We start from the raw sequence: 15,875 nt of genomic DNA, 5'->3' as shown, positions 1-15,875 counted from the left end.
CCGTCGTCGCGGGTGCCGGACCTGCCCGTCGCGTTGTTGGCACTCTCCGGGGGGGAGTGCCAGAGCCGAGACTATGACCGCGATTAGCACTCGGTCAAGCGGAGTGCCAATGCCCGCGGCGCGTCGGCGGACTTTCTCGCGCGGACACCGGTTCTTCGGCCCGCCCGGCGCGGGTGCGGGCGTCGTCCGGAGCGCCGGAACGGCGGCCCGTCCGCGGAGGTCAGAGGTAGTCCTCCAGGCGGCCCGCTCGCAGCCCCTGCCGCTCGATCCGCCGCAGCAGTTCCTCCGTGCGGGCCGGGGCGGTGACGGAGACGATGTCGCCGGGGTGCAGGCGGGGGGCGCCGCGGGTGTAGGCCAGGGTGCCGTCGGCGGTCAGTTCGGCCCGCCACAGGACGACGGCCGTGATGCCGCAGTCGGCGGCGGCGCGCAGGGTCGTCGGGTCGTACCGGCCGTAGGGCGGGCGGAAGAGGCGGGGCCGGACGCCGAAGCGGGAGTGGAGCTTGGTCTGCTGGCCGCAGATCTCGGCGCGCTGGCCGGCGCGGGGCAGGCCGCGCAGGGAGCGGTGGTCGAGGGTGTGGTTCTGCAGGCTCGCGCCGGCCGAGCGCAGCCGGGCGAAGTGGCCGTACGCCGGCCCGGCCACGGTGTCGGTGAGGAACAGGGTGACCGGGAGCCGTCGTTCGCGGACCAGGGCGGCGAGGCGGAGGTCCCGGTCGGCGCCGTCGTCGTAGGTGAGGAAGACGACCCTGTCGGTGGTGCGGACGTGGTCCAGGACGGCGGGCGTCGCGCGGCCCCGCCCGCCGTCCCCGGCCGGTTTCCCTGCCGTGGACCGGCCGGCGGGGCCGGCGAACTGGGCGCAGCCCGTGAGCAGTACGGCGGCCAGGGCGGCCCCGGCCGGCCGGAACCGCCCCCGCCTCACAGGTAGTCCTCCAGCCGGGCCACCGCGTACCCCTCGGCGGTGACCCGGTCCAGGAAGCGGCGGACCATGTCCGTCATCGTGCCGTCCCAGTCGCCGCGGCCCCGGAAGTGGGTGAGGACGATGTCGCCCGGGTGGAGGTCCTGGTCCCACTCGCGGTACTCCCAGTGGTCGACGTAGACCTCCTCGTTCCAGATCGGCGCGTACTTGACGCCGCAGGACTTCGCGGCGCGCAGGGTGTCCCGGTTGTAGTTGCCGAAGGGCGGGCGGAAGAGGGCCGGGCGCTTGCCGTAGCGCTTCTCGATCACCTCCTGCATGCCGCAGATCTCGTGCTCCTGCTGCGCGTAGGAGAGCGCCGGGAGGTAGGGGTGGCTCAGGGTGTGGCTGTTGAGGGTGACCCCGCGGGCCTGCATCTCCTCGAAGTAGCCGTAGTCGTCCTTGATCTCGTCGTCGGTGAGGAAGACCGTGTACGGGATCTCCAGCTCGCTCATCATGCGCAGGAACGCCGGGTCCTTCTCGGCGCCGTCGTCGATGGTGAGGAAGAGGATCCTCTCCTTCGTGGGGACGGTGGTGAAGACCGGCGGGAGGTCCTCCTGCCCGTCCACCTCGAAGCCCTCGCGCGCGGTGATCTCCGGCTTCCTCGCGGGGGGCGGCGGGGCCGTCAGCGGGACCTGTCTCAGGTTCCAGCGCTCGGCGGCGGCGGCCCGGGCGGCCTGCGCGGCGCGCAGCTCGGACGCGTAGGTGTCGAGCGCGTGGGCCGGGGGCGCCTGGAGGGGCTGCCGGCCGGGGGCGCCCCGCACCTCGGCGGTGTCCTGCGCACAGCCGGAGGCGAGGGCGGCGACGAGGAGCACGGCAAGGCCGCCGCGCGCCCTGGTCCCCGAAGACATCCTGGAGGCGGCCCGGGACACTCCACGTGCCCGGCTTTTGTCATTTTGTACTACTACTCGCATGGTGCCGGATCCTCGCAGTCCCTGGCCCCCCTCCCGCGCCCGACACCGCGCCGGAGGCGCACCATCCACCGACTGGCCCACAATGGGCCGGTGAACGACCTCGACGCCCTCCTCGCCCTGCTCACCCCCGAAGGCCGCGCCCTGCTCGACGAGGTCCGCGACACCGACCCCGCGCGGGAGTTGGCCGTCGCCACCCGGCTGCGCCGCGACCACCCGGCCGGGCTGGTGTCGGCCGCGCTCGGTCAGGCGCGGCTGCGGCAGCGGGCGGTGGCGAAGTTCGGGGCCGAGGACGCCGGGCGGATGTTCTTCACCCCGAACGGGGTGGAGCAGTCGACCCGGGCGAGCGTGGCCGCCCACCGGGCGGAACGCTTCAAGGAGCTGGGCGTCGCCTCCGTCGCCGACCTGTGCTGCGGGATCGGCGGCGACGCGATCGCGCTGGCCCGCGCGGGCATCCGGGTCCTGGCCGTCGACCGCGACCCGGCGACGGCCGGGGCGGCCCGCGCCAACGCCGAGGCGCTGGGACTGGACGACCTCATCGAGGTCCGCGAGGCGGACGTCACGGAGGTGGACACGGCCGGGTACGACGCCGTGTTCGTCGACCCGGCGCGGCGCGGCGGACGCGGCCGCGTCTTCGACCCGGAGGCCTACTCGCCACCGCTGTCCTGGGCCGTCCAGGCGGCCCGTACGGCGTCCCGCGCCGCCGCGCTGAAGGTGGCGCCCGGCATCCCGCACGAGGCGGTGCCCGCGGACGCCGAGGCCGAGTGGATCTCGGACGGCGGGGACGTGAAGGAGGCGGTGCTGTGGTTCGCCACCGCGCCGGGGACGGTCCGGGCCACGCTGCTGCCGGGGCCGCGCACCCTGCTCGGCACCGGCCTGCCCGACCCGGAGGTCCGCACGCCCGGCCGGTACCTGTACGAGCCGGACGGCGCCGTCGTCCGGTCCCACCTGGTCGCCGAGGTCGCCGCACAGGTCGGCGGCGGGCTGCTCGACGCGACCATCGCCTACGTCACCGCCGACGAGCTGGTGCCGACGCCGTACGCCACGGCGTACGAGATCACCGACCGGATGCCCTTCAACGTCAAGAAGCTGAAGGCCCTGCTGCGGGAGCGCCGGGTCGGCACGCTGACCGTGAAGAAGCGCGGCTCGGCGGTCGAGCCCGAGGAACTGCGGAAGAAGGTCAGGCCCCAGGGGCCGAACGCGGCCACGGTGTTCCTGACCCGGGTCGCGGGGGCGCCGACGATGCTGATCGGGCGTCCGGTGCGCTAGGCCCCGCCGTCCGGATCGGGCCGGCGTCGCGGGGCGGGTCAGCGCAGCGACTCCCACAGCTTCCGGGCGTCCGGTTCCCTGGCCACCACCCGGTTGACGTCCCAGGGGGCCGGCAGCACCGGCATCGTCACCGTCCGCACGGCGTCCGCCGACAGGCCCGCGAGGCTGCGGCCGAGCTCCGTCAGCTCGCCCAGCGAGTCCAGGCCGGAGTCGGTGACGAGGCTGCCGGTGACCGCGTCGGCGACCCGGTACAGCCGGGCGGGGTCGGTGAGCAGTCCGGCGCCGGAGACCCGCTCCAGCAGTGCCTTGACCAGTTTCTGCTGGAGTTCTATGCGGGCGAGGTCGCTGCCGTCGGCCAGCCCGTACCGGGTGCGGGCCAGTCCGAGGGCCTGGGCGCCGTCGAGGTGGCGGGTGCCGGCGTCCAGGTGGAGGTGGCTCTTGTCGTCGTCGATGTCCTCGTCGACGGTGACGGTGACGCCGCCGAGCGCGTCGACCAGTTCGGCGAAGCCGGAGAAGTCGATCTCGACGTAGTGGTCCATGCGGACGCCGGTGAGCGACTCGGCGGTCTTGACGGCGCAGACGGGCCCGCCCAGGGCGTAGGCGGTATTGAACATCGCGCCGTCCGCCTGCGGGGTCGTGCCGCCGGACGGCAGCGGGCAGGACGGGCGGGTGACGAGCGTGTCGCGCGGGATGCTGACGACGGTGGCGGAGGTCCGGCCGGCGTCGAGGTGGACGACCATCGCCGTGTCGGAGCGGGCGCCCTCGCTGTCGCCGCCGCCGAGTTCCCGGTTCTCCTCGCCGCTGCGCGAGTCCGAGCCGAGGACCAGGATGTTCAGGGCGCCGGCGGGCGTCGGGGAACCGGACGCGGAGGGTGCGGCGAGGGGCCGTGCGGGGCGGTCGTCACCGAGCGCGCCGTCGATGTCGACGCTCCTGATGTTGCCGCTCAGGTGCCAGTACGCCCAGCCCGCCGCGGCGACTCCCAGCAGCAGCGCGCCCGCCAGGGTGAGGCCGACGGCCCTCAGTGTCGTCGACCGTACGTTCCGCCCCGCCCGCGCAGCCATGCGCCGCCCCCGCCCGTCCCGCTCGCGTCCCCGCCCGAGTGCCCCCACCAGGAGGAACATAAGTCCGAATTATTGGACGGCGGTAGGCGCGGACGGGATTCTGCGGAAATTCTCAGACTTCTCGCCACGCGGGCGGCGGACGGGGCGGACGGGGCGGCACCGGCGGGTCCCGGGTGAAGGCCCCGGTCCGCCGGCCGGTCCGCTCCCTCAGGCGGACGGCGGCGGCGCCGTACTGCTGCGCACCTCCAGGCTGGTGGCCAGCTCCACCCGGGTGGTCGTGGCCGCGCCTCCGTCGCGGCCCAGGTCCAGCACCAGGCGGGCCGCGGCCTCGGCCATCTCCATGAGCGGCTGCCGCACGGTCGTCAGCGGCGGCCCCACCCAGCGCGCCACCGGCAGGTCGTCGAACCCGACCACGCTCAGGTCCTGCGGGATGCGCAGTCCCAGTTCGCGCGCGGCCTCGTACAGCCCGAGCGCCTGGAGGTCGTTGCCGGCGAAGACCGCGGTCGGCCGGTCGGGGCGGCGCAGCAGCTCCAGGCCCTGCCGGTAGCCGGCCTCGTGGTGGAAGTCGCCGGTCACGATCAGGCCGGGGTCGGCCGGCAGCCCGGCCGTCTCCAGGGCGGCGCGGTAGCCGTCGACGCGGGCGCGGCTGCACATCATCCGGGTCGGTCCGCTGATCGCGCCGATGCGGGTGTGCCCCAGGTCGATCAGGTGGCGGGTGGCGGCGAGTCCGCCCTGCCAGTTGGTGGCGCCGATGGACGGCACGTCGGCGCCCGGGTCGCCGGCCGGGTCCATCACCACGAACGGGATGGAGCGGCTGGTCAGCAGGGCCCGCTGGGACTCGTCCAGCCCGGACAGCACGAGGATCACGCCGTGCGGACGGCGGGCGGCGACCTGGTCGGCCCAGGTCCTGCCGGGCGTGAGGCGGCCCGCGCTCTCGGAGAGCACGACGCTGAGCCCGGCGTCCCGCGCCGCGTTCTCCACGCCCCGGATGACCTCCATCGCCCAGGCGCTCTCCAGTTCGTGGAAGACCAGGTCGATCAGGGGCGAGCGGGCCGCCTCGGCCCGCCGGCGCCGGTAGCCGTGGGTCCGCAGCAGTTCCTCCACGCGGGCCCGGGTGGCGGGAGCGACGTCGGCGCGGCCGTTGAGGACCTTCGAAACAGTCGGTGCCGACACACCGGCCTCGCGGGCGATCTCGGCGAGGGTCGCGGTCTGCCCGGACCGCCGTCGCGAGCCGGTTTCCGCGGGCTGGGGGGAAGTCATGGGGGCGATCGTATCCCCGCGAGCGTTTCTGACGAACACTTCGGATCCCCTACGGGCCTCCCACGGACCCTCGGGTCGTTCGGTATCCACTCCGAAACATTCGGCTCCTCCGGGTCGGCCGTCGTCAGTCGTCCCGCGTCACCAGCTCGGCCAGCGCGAGCAGCGCCTCCGTGGTGGCCGGGCGCAGCCGGTGCAGCTCCCAGCCGGGGGACTGCAGGGCCGCGTCGAAGGGCATGTGCACCACCTGTTCCGGCTCGACGCGCAGCCGCCGGGCGAACGCCCCCGGAAGACTCCGTCCCGAGGGCCCGTGGAGGTCGGTGGCGACGACGAGGGCCCGCCGCGCCAGTTCCTCGCGGCCGTTCCCCCGGACGATGGCGAGGGTGCGGACCGCCGCGTCCAGGAACCACTCCGCGGTGCCGCAGCACAGGATCAGCTGGTCGGTGTGGTCGAGGACGACGTCGGCCGACCGGTCGAGCCGCAGCGGGGACCAGTCGGTGAGGACGAAGGGGTAGTAGGGCGCCGTCAGCCTGAGGACGTGCGCGTACTCCTGCTGGTGGGCCGGGTTGGAGCCGAAGTGCCCGCTGCGGTGGGCGACGACCTCCAGGCCGGACGGCAACCGGGTCGTGCGGGCGCGGATCTCCTCGTAGGACGGCGCGGGAGGCAGGACGCCGAGGTCTCGCACGACGGCCGGGTTGCGGTCGGTGAGGAAGGCGTCCAGCGACCCTTCGGAGGCGGAGCCGTCGAGGGCCAGGACGGGTTCGCCGCGCGCGGCGGCGAGGACGGAGCCGAGCAGCATCGTCGTCGTGGCGCGCCCGCTGTAGTAGTAGGCGCCGATCAGGGTGAGGCGTCTGCTGTGCGCCACGGGCGCCCGCAGCCGCTCCAGCCGGTTCCGGGCCTGCTTGCGGGCGGCGCCGAAGCGCGGCAGCCGCAGCGCGGGGCCCGGCGCCGCGGTGGCGGTGCCGGGCGGGGTGAGCGGCACGCGCGGGACCCGTCCGCCCTGTGCGCCGCGCGCTCCGGCCTCGCCCAGCTGGAGGCGGGTGCGGGCCACGTAGCGGGCCAGGACCTCGGCGACCTCGCTGGCGGCGGGCCGCACGGACGGGTCCGGGTCCGTGCAGCGCAGGACGAGCCGCCGCAGATGTTCCCAGGTGTCGCCCTGCCACAGGTGCATGCCTTCGGGCAGTCCCGGCATGTCCCAGCCGGCCTTGCTGCTGATGACCTGGAGCAGCTCGCCCAGGGCGCGTACGTTGTCCTCGCGGGTGGGCGCCGGGCCCGAGCCCAGGTACGCGCCGTCGACGGCGCAGTCGGACAGGCCGCCCAGGACGACGGTGCGGCGCAGCACGTACACGCTCTCGGCGTCCAGGGCGGCGGGCACGAGACCGTTGAGGTGGCAGAGGGCGACCGCGTTGGCGAGGTAGCAGGAGACGAGCAGGCCCTGGAGGATGTCGAAGGGGGCCGTGCCGTCGGTGAGGGCCCTGGTGAAGACCTCCGCGAGCCGCAGCGGCCGGGCGTCGGGGGCCTGGGCGTCCGCGATCGGCGTCATGGCGAGCCAGGGCGGCGAGTCCTCGAGCCCGGCGGCGAGCAGCGCGGGCGCGTACTGGCCCTGGAGCCGGGCCAGCGCCTCGGCCTCGACCGCGACGAGCCCCGCGTTGACGGCGGGCAGGTCCGGACGCGGCACCCGCACAGCGGCCTCCCGGCCCCGGGCGTCGACGCCCCGGTAGACGACCGTACGCCGCCCGCGCCGGCGGCCGCGCAGCTCGTAGCCCCCGATGTGGCGGGGGTCGCCCTCGGTGAGCGGTTCCCAGTCGTCGGTACCGGTGCCGGGCGCCGGCGAGCCCGGCCCGGCGGGGCGGGTACCGCCGAGCGACACCCCGAACCGGCTGAGCAGCCTGCGCTCGACCCGCGTGAAGGGGTGCTGGGAACCGGGCAGCGGGTCGGTGCCGTCCGGGTGGAGCAGCCAGGCCGGGAAGTCCGGCGAGCGGCCGGCGAGCTCCTCCAGCCGGCGCCCGATCCGGCGGCCGGTGCGCAGCAGTTCCGCCTGCGGCACCGCGTCCAGCAGGACGGCCTTGGACGCCTCGGAGAAGTCGAAGACCCGGTGTTTGGCGGGCAGCGGGCCCGACACGGGCGCCGGGTGCGGCCGGACCAGGCCGCCGAGGAACACCTCGGCCAGGTGGGAGGTGGTGGCCTGCCAGGGCACCGCCGACTGCACCAGCCGCATCACGGGCACGGACAGCGGGGCGACCGCCGCGAGGTGGGCGGCCAGGCGGTACGCCTCCGGGGTGGCCGCGTCCCGGAAGTGCTGGGCGCTGCTCAGGTCCTGCGCGGGAGCGACGGCCGCGTACCGGTCGGGGCGGGCCAGCAGCGGCAGTTCGACCGTGGTGCCCGGGGAGGCGAGCAGGCGGGCCCAGACCCCGAAGGAGTCGGGCGTGGGTTCGAGGACGGGGACCGGGATGTCGTCGAACCGGCTCAGCTCCGACGGCAGCACCGGGTCGGCGATCCTCCACGAGGTGTTGGCGCCGCCGACCCGCCTGGTGGTGGCCTGCCAGCGTTCGGCAAAGACACCGGAGGCCTCCCACATGTCCGGAGGGAGGGTGTGCACGACGGCGACGGGACCGCGGGCCGCCCGCTCGGCCAGCAGCGCGTGCATCGCGCCGGACCGCCAGGCCGGGCCCATGCCGTCACTGACGACGAGCAGCAGGGAGCGTCCGGAGGGGTCGTTGACGGTGCTCAGCGGCAGTTCGGTGCTGCCGGGGCGGAACGGCCGGGCGTGCAGGCGCGGTCCCCCCGCGGCGCGGGTGTCGAGGCCGAGGACCCGGGTGAGGGCGAAGGCCCCCAGGCGTTCCAGCAGGGTGCGCAGTTCCGTGCCGAGACGGTGCCACAGCAGCATCGACAGGCCGTCGTCGACGAGCAGCGTGAGGTCGAGCCAGCGCTCGCGCACCGGCCGCTCCACCACGTCGGGCAGGTGGGTCTCGGCCAGTTCGGCGGCCGTACGGTCCTCGTCGATCTCCGTGCGGTGGCGGCTGTCGTGACGGCGGCGCAAGGGCCTCAGCGACCGCCCCAGTTCGAGTTCGTCGCCGAGGGCCTTCTCCTCCGGGACCCGGACCGGCAGGGCCCGCCGGGGTTCCTGGCCGGTGGACACGGGCCGGAACTGCGGTTCCGGGGTGTTGCGGGCCGCCGCGTGCAGGGTGGTGGGGCTGGTGAGATCGGGCAGCTCGGGGTCGCCGGGCTCGGGCGGGGGCTGCTGCGGGGCGGCCCGGTCCTCCGCCTGCGGGGCGTCGGGCGGCGAGGGCGGCTGCGGAGGGGCGGGCGCCTGCCGGTGGAGGGGTGCCCCGGGGCCGGCGGGCAGCCGCCGGGCCAGCCACAGCACGTCGAGGACCTGGTCGGCGTCCAGGTCCACGCGGCAGGCGCCGAGAAGCCGCAGCATCTCGGCGAGCCGCTCTCCCCCGGCCGGCACGGTCACATCGCCCCGGTGAGCTGGTGCAGGACGGCGTCCAGCAGCCCCTCCGCGTCCAGGTCGACGCCGCCGGTGCGCAGGAACACCGCGTTGAGCAACTGATCGGTGGCGAGTTCGCCGAGGGCGCGGCGGCGCAGGAACGCCTCGATCAGGTCGTCCGCCTCCCGCATCGCCTCCTGCCCGAGGTGCGCGACGACGATGGTGCGCAGGCGCTCCTCGTCGGGCAGCGGCAGGTCGAGCCGGAGACAGCGGCGCAGGAACGCGGGCGGGAAGTCGCGCTCGCCGTTGCTGGTGATGACGACGACCGGGAACTCGGCGCACTGCACGAGCCCCTGGTGCACGCGGACGGTGCCCCGGTGGTCGTGGGTCTGCACCTCGACGTCGGCCATGTCCTCCGGCAGCCGGGTCAGTTCCGGGATGTCGAAGAAACCCTCCTCGAAGACGGTGAGCAGGTCGTTCGGGAGGTCGACGTCGCCCTTGTCCATCTCGTCGATGAGCAGGCAGCGGGGGCCGGCCGAGGGCACCAGGGCGGTGCCGAGCGGGCCGAGCCGGACGAACGTGCCGATGGACGGTTCGCGTTCGCCGCGGTCCCGGCTGAGGGTCGTCTCCCGCAGGCGGCCGATCGCGTCGTACTGGTAGAGGGCGTCCTTCACGGTGGACCGGCTGTTGACGGGCCACCGCAGCAGTTCGCCCAGGCGCAGTTCGTGGGCGACGGCCCGCGCGAGCGAGGACTTGCCGGTGCCGGCGGGCCCGGTCACCAGCAGCGGGCGGCGCAGGTGCAGTGCCGCGTTGACGACGTCGGCGTGCTGCGGGGCGATCACGTAGGGCAGCTCCGGCCGCGTCGAGGGGGCCGGGGCGAAGCGGCGCCAGGGCGGCGCCGAGGGCAGGGCGACGGACCGGGGGACGCCGTTGCCGCGGAACAGGCGCCATTCGGCGTCGGCTGCGGATGTCATGCGCTCTCCTGGGGCTCGGTCAGGTGCAGACGGGGCACGGTGCGGTCGGCGTCGGCCCAGGCGAGTACCGGGCGGCCGGGGTAGTCGGGCGGGCTGGCCTTGGCGTGGGCGCGGTAGTCGCGTACGCCGTCGGGCATCTCCCGGGTGGCGACCTCCGCCATGTACCGGACGGCGTGCGCGGCGCCGTCCCGGCCGCGGTCCCACACCACCACCGGTATGCCCAGGGCGAGACAGGTCTGCACGATGCCGTCGCGCGGGCCGGGCGGCACGTCCACACAGACGCGTACGGTGTCGAGTTGGTTGACCAGCCGGGAGTAGATGGTGTCCCGGTCCATCGACTCGGAGACCACGAAGGTCTTGCCCGAGTCGAGGCGGTTCCACCGGCTGCGCCAGTGGGACAGGAAACGTCCGTGCCTGCGCAGCAGTTCGGGACAGTGCACCACCAGCGGGAACTCCACGCCGAGCACTCCGGGCACCAGCTGGTCCGGGCCCCGTGCCGTCCACTCGTCGACGGGCAGGTTGAGGCCGGTCCGGTCGACGAGCACCTCGACCAGGGGCGGCCTCTCGTCCTCGGCGGGCGGGGTGAGGGAGTCGAGCACGCGCAGCACCTCGCGCGCCGCCTCCGGCGCGGAGTACGAGCGCACGCTGTCCGTGGAGACCTGGCGCGGCCCGGCGCCCTCGTCGCACCAGATCCGCAGCCGGTGCCGGCCCTGTCCGGCCCGGGTCACCTGGACCAGGACACGGACGCGGGCGGACCGGGCGCGCAGGGAGCGCACCCACTCCTGGGCGTCGGAGCGGCGTTCGCCGAGCGCGGCCCGGGCGATACCGAGCCGGGACGCCACGCCGTCCGCCCACAGCCGCAGCCCGGCGCGCCTGGCGCCGGGGCACAGGGCGCCGACGTACTCCATCACCCGCAGCAGCGCGGGGACCCTGCGCTCTCCGCCGTGGGCGCGGCCGTCCCCGGGCAGGGCCTCCAGACGGTCGAGGAGGGCCTCCGCGGTGTCACCGCCGGGCAGCGCCGCCACGTGCGGCAGGGCGGCCCGGACGGCCTCGGGGAAGCGGGCGAGCACGTCCGGTTCCATGGAGCGCAGGTGTCCCCGCAGGGCGGCGTACTCCTGCGGGGAGAGCAGCCGGGGGGTACGGGACAGGCCGCCCGCGGCGAGGACGCGGTCGGCGTCCTGCGGGGCGTCGCGCCGCAGGTGGCCCGAGAGCGCGGCGAGGGCCCGCGGATGGGTGAGGAGGAACGCGGCGAACTCCTCGGGCGTGGGCGGGACGACATCACTGCCCGGCCAGACCCCACAGGCCCGGGCGAGCCGCTGGGCGCCCGTCACCCGGCTGCTCGGCGAGGGGAAGATGTCCTCGATCGCCTCCACCAGCAGCAGGAAGGCGGGGTCGTCCGGGTCGGGCAGGTCCGAGGACGCGCCGTCCAGCACGCCCAGCGGGCCCAGTTCGGCCTCGACGCGCTGCCAGGGCACGCCCCAGCTGCGCCGCACCAGATGCTGGGGGCTGTGCGGGAGCGGGGCGCCGGTGGCCGCGTTCCGGGGCGGCATGAAGTGGGCGACGACCAGGCCGACCACGGCCCGCTCCCTGCGGCACCACAGCGGGCCGCCGCTGTAACCGGGGCCCACCGCCATGCCGGTGGGGGCGCCGTCCAGGTAGGCCCGGGAGCCGTCCGGCCCGTGGACGGTGAGGCGGGCGAAGGTGGCCGCCTCACCGGTGCCGTGCCAGGCTTCGACCTCCTGGCCCGCGGTCATGGGGGACGAGCGGGGTCCGGCGGGCAGTCCGCCGGGCGGGCCGTCGACCCGCAGCACGGCGAGGTCGCCGAGCCACTCGTCGTCCCCCGGCGGCACCGGTCCGCCGTCACGGGCACGCGGGGCGATCCAGTGGGCCACGCGGGCGACGTACCGGCGGACGGCGTGCCCGTGGGGGCGCATCTGGACGCAGACCTCGTGCGGGCCGGGCGTCCGCGGCTCCAGCAGGGGCCGGTCCAGGGCGGCGTTGACCACGTGGGCGCAGGTCAGCACGGTGTCGGCGCCGAGCACGAAACCCGCCCCGACGGTCTTGCCGTCCTCGGCCCGGCGTACGGAGACGACGTACCGGGAGGGATCGTCGGCCCCGTCCTCCGCCGGGATGAACCATCCCACGCCTCAGTCCGCGGCGGGCGCGGCGCCGGTTCCGGGAGCCGGTCTCCAGCTCGCGGTGACGGTGAGGTGGGCCTGGCCCGTGCCGCCCACGACGCCGAGTCTGAGGTCCTGGCCGACCTGGACGCCGAAGGTGACGCTCAGTTCGGTGGGCGGGTCGGGCACGGCGGTGGCCGCGTCGTGGACCTCCTGGATCAGCGGCCCCAGTGGGCTGAGCGCGCCGCGCAGAGCCCCGGCCGCGAAGCGGGCGACCGTGCCCGTGCCCCGGGCCACGGGCACCGCACGGCCCATGCCCTCCGGCAGGTCGTCGTCGGGCGGGACCGGGACCGTGCCGTCGGCGGGCCCCAGCAGGAACCGGACCGGCGTGCCGTCGTCGAGTTCGAGGTCAGGTGTAGTGGACACGCGGCATATTGTCCTCGGCGGGCGGGACTTCGGCCTGGATCTCGGCCAACTCGGTTATCGGATCGATGCCTTCCGTACCGGGTCAGTCACCGGCCGACTCGAACCGCCACCGGTGCACCGCCCGCGTGACCAGCTCCCCGTCCGGCTCCGGCAGTTCGGGCAGGTCGGCGTCGTAGGCGGCGTCCCACCAGGTGATGACGAGGACCCGGTCCTGCGGGGCGCGCAGCGTCTCCCGGCGCAGCGGCTCGGCGTCGAGCGGCTGCGCCCGTGCCCAGGCCAGCAGGTCCTCGCCCCGGCCGGGCACGGCCCGGGCCTCCCACATCAGCGCGACGGTCACGAGTACAGGTTCTCCTCGCCGGCCTCGTGGACGTGGTCGTGGGTGTGGCCCCGTCCCGGGACGTGCGGGTCCGTCACCGGCAGCGAGGAGTCCGCCGACAGGTCCCAGTCGGAGGCGGCCCGGTCGCGGGCGACCATCTCGGCGCCGAGCGCGGCGACCATCGCACCGTTGTCCGTGCACAGCTTGGGCCGCGGCACGCGCAGCCGGATGCCGGCCGCCTCGCAGCGCTCCTGGGCCAGCACCCGCAGCCGGGAGTTGGCGGCCACGCCGCCGCCGATCATCAGGTGGTCGACGCCCTGGTCCTTGCAGGCGCGCACCGCCTTGCGGGTCAGCACGTCCACGACCGCCTCCTGGAAGGAGGCCGCCACGTCCCGCACCGGCACCTCCTCGCCCGCCGCCCGCTTGGCCTCGATCCAGCGGGCCACGGCCGTCTTCAGGCCGGAGAAGGAGAAGTCGTAGACCGGGTCGCGCGGCCCGGTGAGCCCGCGCGGGAACGCGATCGCGTTCGGGTCGCCCTCGCGCGCGTACCGGTCGATGACCGGGCCGCCGGGGAAGCCCAGGTCCAGCACGCGGGCGATCTTGTCGAAGGCCTCGCCGGCCGCGTCGTCGATGGTGGCGCCCATCGGGCGGACGTCGGAGGTGATGTCGGTCGACAGCAGCAGCGAGGAGTGCCCGCCGGAGACCAGCAGCGCCATGGTCGGCTCGGGCAGCGGGCCGTGCTCCAGCTGGTCGACGCAGATGTGGGAGGCGAGGTGGTTGACGCCGTACAGGGGCTTGCCGAGGGCGTAGGCGTACGCCTTGGCCGCCGAGACGCCGACCAGCAGGGCGCCGGCCAGGCCGGGGCCGGCGGTGACGGCGATGCCGTCGAGGTCGCGGGCGCTGACGCCCGCCTCCTTCAGCGCGCGGTCGATGGTGGGGACCATCGCCTCCAGGTGGGCGCGGCTCGCCACCTCCGGGACGACGCCGCCGAACCGGGCGTGCTCGTCGACGCTGGAGGCGACGGCGTCGGCCAGCAGGGTGGTGCCGCGCACGACACCGACGCCGGTCTCGTCGCAGGAGGTCTCGATCCCCAGCACCAGGGGTTCGTCAGCCATGGGTCTCGGTTCCTTGTACGGAGTTGGCGGGGTCGGTCAGGCGCATCACCAGGGCGTCCACGTTCCCCGGCTGGTAGTAGCCGCGCCTGAAGCCGATGGGTTCGAAGCCGAAGCGCTCGTACAGCCGCTGGGCGCGGGTGTTGTCCACCCGGCACTCCAGCAGCACCTCGGTGCACTCGAAGGCGGTGGCGGCCCTGAGCAGTTCGGTCAGCAGCCGCGCGCCGAGGCCGGTGCCCCAGTGGTCGCGGGCGACGGCGATGGTCTGCACGTCGGCCTGCTCCCCGGAGGTCACCAGGCCCGCGTAGCCGACGACCCGTCCGTCCGCCTCCGCGACCAGGTACCGCCGGGTCGCGCCGGGGCCGCGCGCGTGGGCCAGCTCGGACCAGAACATGCCGCGCGACCAGGCGTCCTCCGGGAACAGCTCCCGCTCCATCCGGAGCACGGGGTCGATGTCCCACCAGCGCATCTCGCGCAGTACGGCAGCGGCTGACTCGGTCACTTGGGGGTGACCACCTTGTAGTTCTTGGGCACCTGGGCGTCCGGCCTGCGCAGGTACAGCGGGCGGGGCGCGGGAAGCTCCTCGCCCGCCGCCAGCTTCTCGGCGGCCAGGCACGCCAGGGCGGCGGCGGACACGTGCTCGGGCTCGTGCGCCCGCGGGAAGGTGTCCGGGTACAGCAGGGCGCCCGCGCCGACGGCCGGGACTCCGGCCACCTGCCGCGCGATGTCGGCGGGGCGGTCGACCGCCGGGTCGGTGAGACGGGTGCGGGAGTCGGCGTAGCGCGCCCAGTAGACCTCCTTGCGGCGGGCGTCGGTCGCCACCACGAAGGGGCCCTCCAGGTCGGCGGCGTACGCCAGTCCGTCCAGCGTGCACACGCCGTGCACGGGCACGCCGAGCGCGAGCCCGAAGGTGTCCGCGGTCATCAGGCCGACCCGCAGTCCCGTGTACGGGCCGGGGCCGATGCCGGCGACGACGCCGGTGACGGCGTCGAGCCGCAGTCCGGCCTCGGCGAGCACCCGGTCGACGGCGGGGAGCAGCAGCTCACCGTGCCGGCGTGCGTCCACCTGGCTCGACGAGGCGATGACGTCCGTACCGTCGTGCAGCGCGACGGTCACGGCGGGCGTGGCGGTATCCAGAGCGAGCAAGAGCACGCAAACAGCCTACGGCGCTCACGGGCCCGTGTCGGACGACCGGGTCGGACGGCCGGCTGCTGCTACCGTCACCGGAAGCACTCTGTGTGACATATCTCGCACTGTGCGTGACGCCGCGCCCGTGAGCAGGACGTACGACGCCTAGGTGGTCCCAGTGGCAAGCAGCAGCGCCGGTTGGGTGGCCGCGCTCACCGCGGCGGCCCTCGGCACGGTCGGGTTCCTCGCCCACCAGGCGTCGGAGCGCGGGCCGGCCGAGCCGAGCAGGCCGCACGCGACCGGCGCCCCCGCCCCCGGCCCCTCCAAGGCGCCCCGCGACGCCCGGCACCCGGACGCCCTGCCCCTCGGCTCGGGACGGGGCGAACGGGTGGTGTACTCGCTGGACGACGACCGGGTGTGGCTGGTCGGCCCGGACGGCAAGGTCCAGGACACCTTCACGGTCACCCCCGGCAAGGTCGATCCGGCACCGGGCACCTACGCGGTCACGTCGCGCTCGAAGAGGATCACCGGATCGGACGGCGTCCCGGTCGAGCACGTCGTGCGCTTCACCAGCGTCGAGGGCGTGGTCGTCGGTTTCAGCGCGGCCGTGGACGGCTCGCGGCCGAAGCCCTCCCCGGGCCTGCGGACCGGCGGCATCCGGGAGTCCCGCGCGGACGGCGACGCCATGTGGCGGTTCGCGACGATCGGCCAGCAGGTCGTCGTCATCCCCTGATCCGTGCCGCCGCGCCCCGGCGGCACCCCCGGATCAGGTCACCAGCGTCGAGGGCGTGGTCGTCGGTTTCAGCGCGGCCGTGGACGGCTCGCCGCCGAAGCCCTCCCCGGGCCTGCGGACCGGCGGCATCCGGGAGTCCCGCGCGGACGGCGACGCCATGTGGCGGTTCGCGACGATCGGCCAGCAGGT

The 15,875-nt window shown here is 75.2% G+C and carries 14 protein-coding genes; 2 read left to right on the top strand and 12 right to left on the bottom strand.

Translation table 11 applies throughout. The annotated features are described in order from the left end of the window. Window positions 1-220: 220 nt before the first annotated feature. Together ACZ4V6_RS18905 and ACZ4V6_RS18900 are read right to left on the bottom strand one after the other, a co-directional pair. The gene (locus ACZ4V6_RS18905) at window positions 221-916 is read right to left on the bottom strand and encodes a polysaccharide deacetylase family protein (RefSeq protein ID WP_467828509.1); all 696 of its coding nucleotides are present in this window, start codon (window positions 914-916) and stop codon (window positions 221-223) included. Then, on the bottom strand, window positions 913-1,863 hold the full coding sequence (locus ACZ4V6_RS18900) for a polysaccharide deacetylase family protein (RefSeq protein WP_467828507.1): 951 nt from the start codon (window positions 1,861-1,863) through the stop codon (window positions 913-915). Before ACZ4V6_RS18900 ends, ACZ4V6_RS18905 begins: the two co-directional genes overlap by 4 nt. Before the next feature lie 90 nt (window positions 1,864-1,953). On the opposite strand from ACZ4V6_RS18900, the gene ACZ4V6_RS18895 reads away from it, so the two are divergent. Continuing rightward, complete coding sequence (locus tag ACZ4V6_RS18895; RefSeq protein WP_467828504.1) at window positions 1,954-3,129, top strand: class I SAM-dependent methyltransferase; 1,176 nt, start codon at window positions 1,954-1,956, stop codon at window positions 3,127-3,129. A 38-nt stretch (window positions 3,130-3,167) separates the two neighbouring features. Here ACZ4V6_RS18895 and ACZ4V6_RS18890 read toward each other — a convergent pair whose 3' ends face one another. From ACZ4V6_RS18890 to tsaB, 10 genes are all read right to left on the bottom strand, one after another. Then, window positions 3,168-4,190, bottom strand: a complete 1,023-nt coding sequence (locus ACZ4V6_RS18890) for an LCP family protein (RefSeq protein WP_467828974.1) — start codon at window positions 4,188-4,190, stop codon at window positions 3,168-3,170. Between the two features lie 207 nt (window positions 4,191-4,397). Next, entirely contained in the window at window positions 4,398-5,450 is a 1,053-nt protein-coding gene (locus ACZ4V6_RS18885) for a LacI family DNA-binding transcriptional regulator (protein ID WP_467828501.1), read from the bottom strand. A gap of 124 nt (window positions 5,451-5,574) precedes the next feature. Next, window positions 5,575-8,901, bottom strand: coding sequence for an SAV_2336 N-terminal domain-related protein (locus ACZ4V6_RS18880; RefSeq protein WP_467828498.1), 3,327 nt, complete (start codon window positions 8,899-8,901; stop codon window positions 5,575-5,577). A 2-nt stretch (window positions 8,902-8,903) separates the two neighbouring features. Then, window positions 8,904-9,854, bottom strand: a complete 951-nt coding sequence (locus ACZ4V6_RS18875) for an AAA family ATPase (RefSeq protein WP_467828495.1) — start codon at window positions 9,852-9,854, stop codon at window positions 8,904-8,906. Further along, entirely contained in the window at window positions 9,851-11,998 is a 2,148-nt protein-coding gene (locus ACZ4V6_RS18870; RefSeq protein WP_467828493.1) for a VMAP-C domain-containing protein, read from the bottom strand. The genes ACZ4V6_RS18875 and ACZ4V6_RS18870 overlap by 4 nt, the downstream gene beginning before the upstream one ends. 3 nt (window positions 11,999-12,001) lie before the next feature. Beyond that, window positions 12,002-12,397 carry a CU044_2847 family protein gene (locus ACZ4V6_RS18865; RefSeq protein WP_467828490.1) on the bottom strand — a complete coding sequence of 132 codons (396 nt, stop codon included), beginning with the start codon at window positions 12,395-12,397 and terminating at the stop codon, window positions 12,002-12,004. An 82-nt stretch (window positions 12,398-12,479) separates the two neighbouring features. Next, window positions 12,480-12,734: a hypothetical protein gene (locus tag ACZ4V6_RS18860; protein WP_467828487.1), complete on the bottom strand. Its 255-nt coding sequence runs from the start codon at window positions 12,732-12,734 to the stop codon at window positions 12,480-12,482. Then, window positions 12,731-13,828, bottom strand: a complete 1,098-nt coding sequence (tsaD, locus tag ACZ4V6_RS18855; RefSeq protein WP_467828484.1) for a tRNA (adenosine(37)-N6)-threonylcarbamoyltransferase complex transferase subunit TsaD — start codon at window positions 13,826-13,828, stop codon at window positions 12,731-12,733. The genes ACZ4V6_RS18860 and tsaD overlap by 4 nt, the downstream gene beginning before the upstream one ends. Next, window positions 13,821-14,294, bottom strand: coding sequence for a ribosomal protein S18-alanine N-acetyltransferase (rimI, locus tag ACZ4V6_RS18850; RefSeq protein WP_467828972.1), 474 nt, complete (start codon window positions 14,292-14,294; stop codon window positions 13,821-13,823). Before rimI ends, tsaD begins: the two co-directional genes overlap by 8 nt. A gap of 29 nt (window positions 14,295-14,323) precedes the next feature. After that, window positions 14,324-14,977 (bottom strand): tRNA (adenosine(37)-N6)-threonylcarbamoyltransferase complex dimerization subunit type 1 TsaB, encoded by a 654-nt coding sequence (gene tsaB, locus ACZ4V6_RS18845; protein ID WP_467828481.1) that lies wholly within the window; start codon window positions 14,975-14,977, stop codon window positions 14,324-14,326. Window positions 14,978-15,131: 154 nt separating this feature from the next. Between tsaB and ACZ4V6_RS18840 the strand changes: the two genes are divergently transcribed. Then, complete coding sequence (locus ACZ4V6_RS18840; protein WP_467828480.1) at window positions 15,132-15,686, top strand: hypothetical protein; 555 nt, start codon at window positions 15,132-15,134, stop codon at window positions 15,684-15,686. The last annotated feature ends 189 nt before the right edge of the window (window positions 15,687-15,875 follow it).

The organism is Streptomyces sp. NPDC029152 (assembly GCF_055564355.1).
Note: the sequence above shows the minus strand (reverse complement) of the source record. Positions and strands in the feature narration are given on the sequence as shown.

Coding starts and splice junctions, on each gene's coding strand:
- ACZ4V6_RS18875 (WP_467828495.1), bottom strand. CDS start 9,854: ATGACATCCGCAGCCGACGCCGAATGGCGCCTGTTCCGCGGCAACGGC.
- ACZ4V6_RS18885 (WP_467828501.1), bottom strand. CDS start 5,450: ATGACTTCCCCCCAGCCCGCGGAAACCGGCTCGCGACGGCGGTCCGGG.
- ACZ4V6_RS18890 (WP_467828974.1), bottom strand. CDS start 4,190: ATGGCTGCGCGGGCGGGGCGGAACGTACGGTCGACGACACTGAGGGCC.
- rimI (WP_467828972.1), bottom strand. CDS start 14,294: ATGCGCTGGTGGGACATCGACCCCGTGCTCCGGATGGAGCGGGAGCTG.
- ACZ4V6_RS18900 (WP_467828507.1), bottom strand. CDS start 1,863: ATGCGAGTAGTAGTACAAAATGACAAAAGCCGGGCACGTGGAGTGTCC.
- tsaD (WP_467828484.1), bottom strand. CDS start 13,828: ATGGCTGACGAACCCCTGGTGCTGGGGATCGAGACCTCCTGCGACGAG.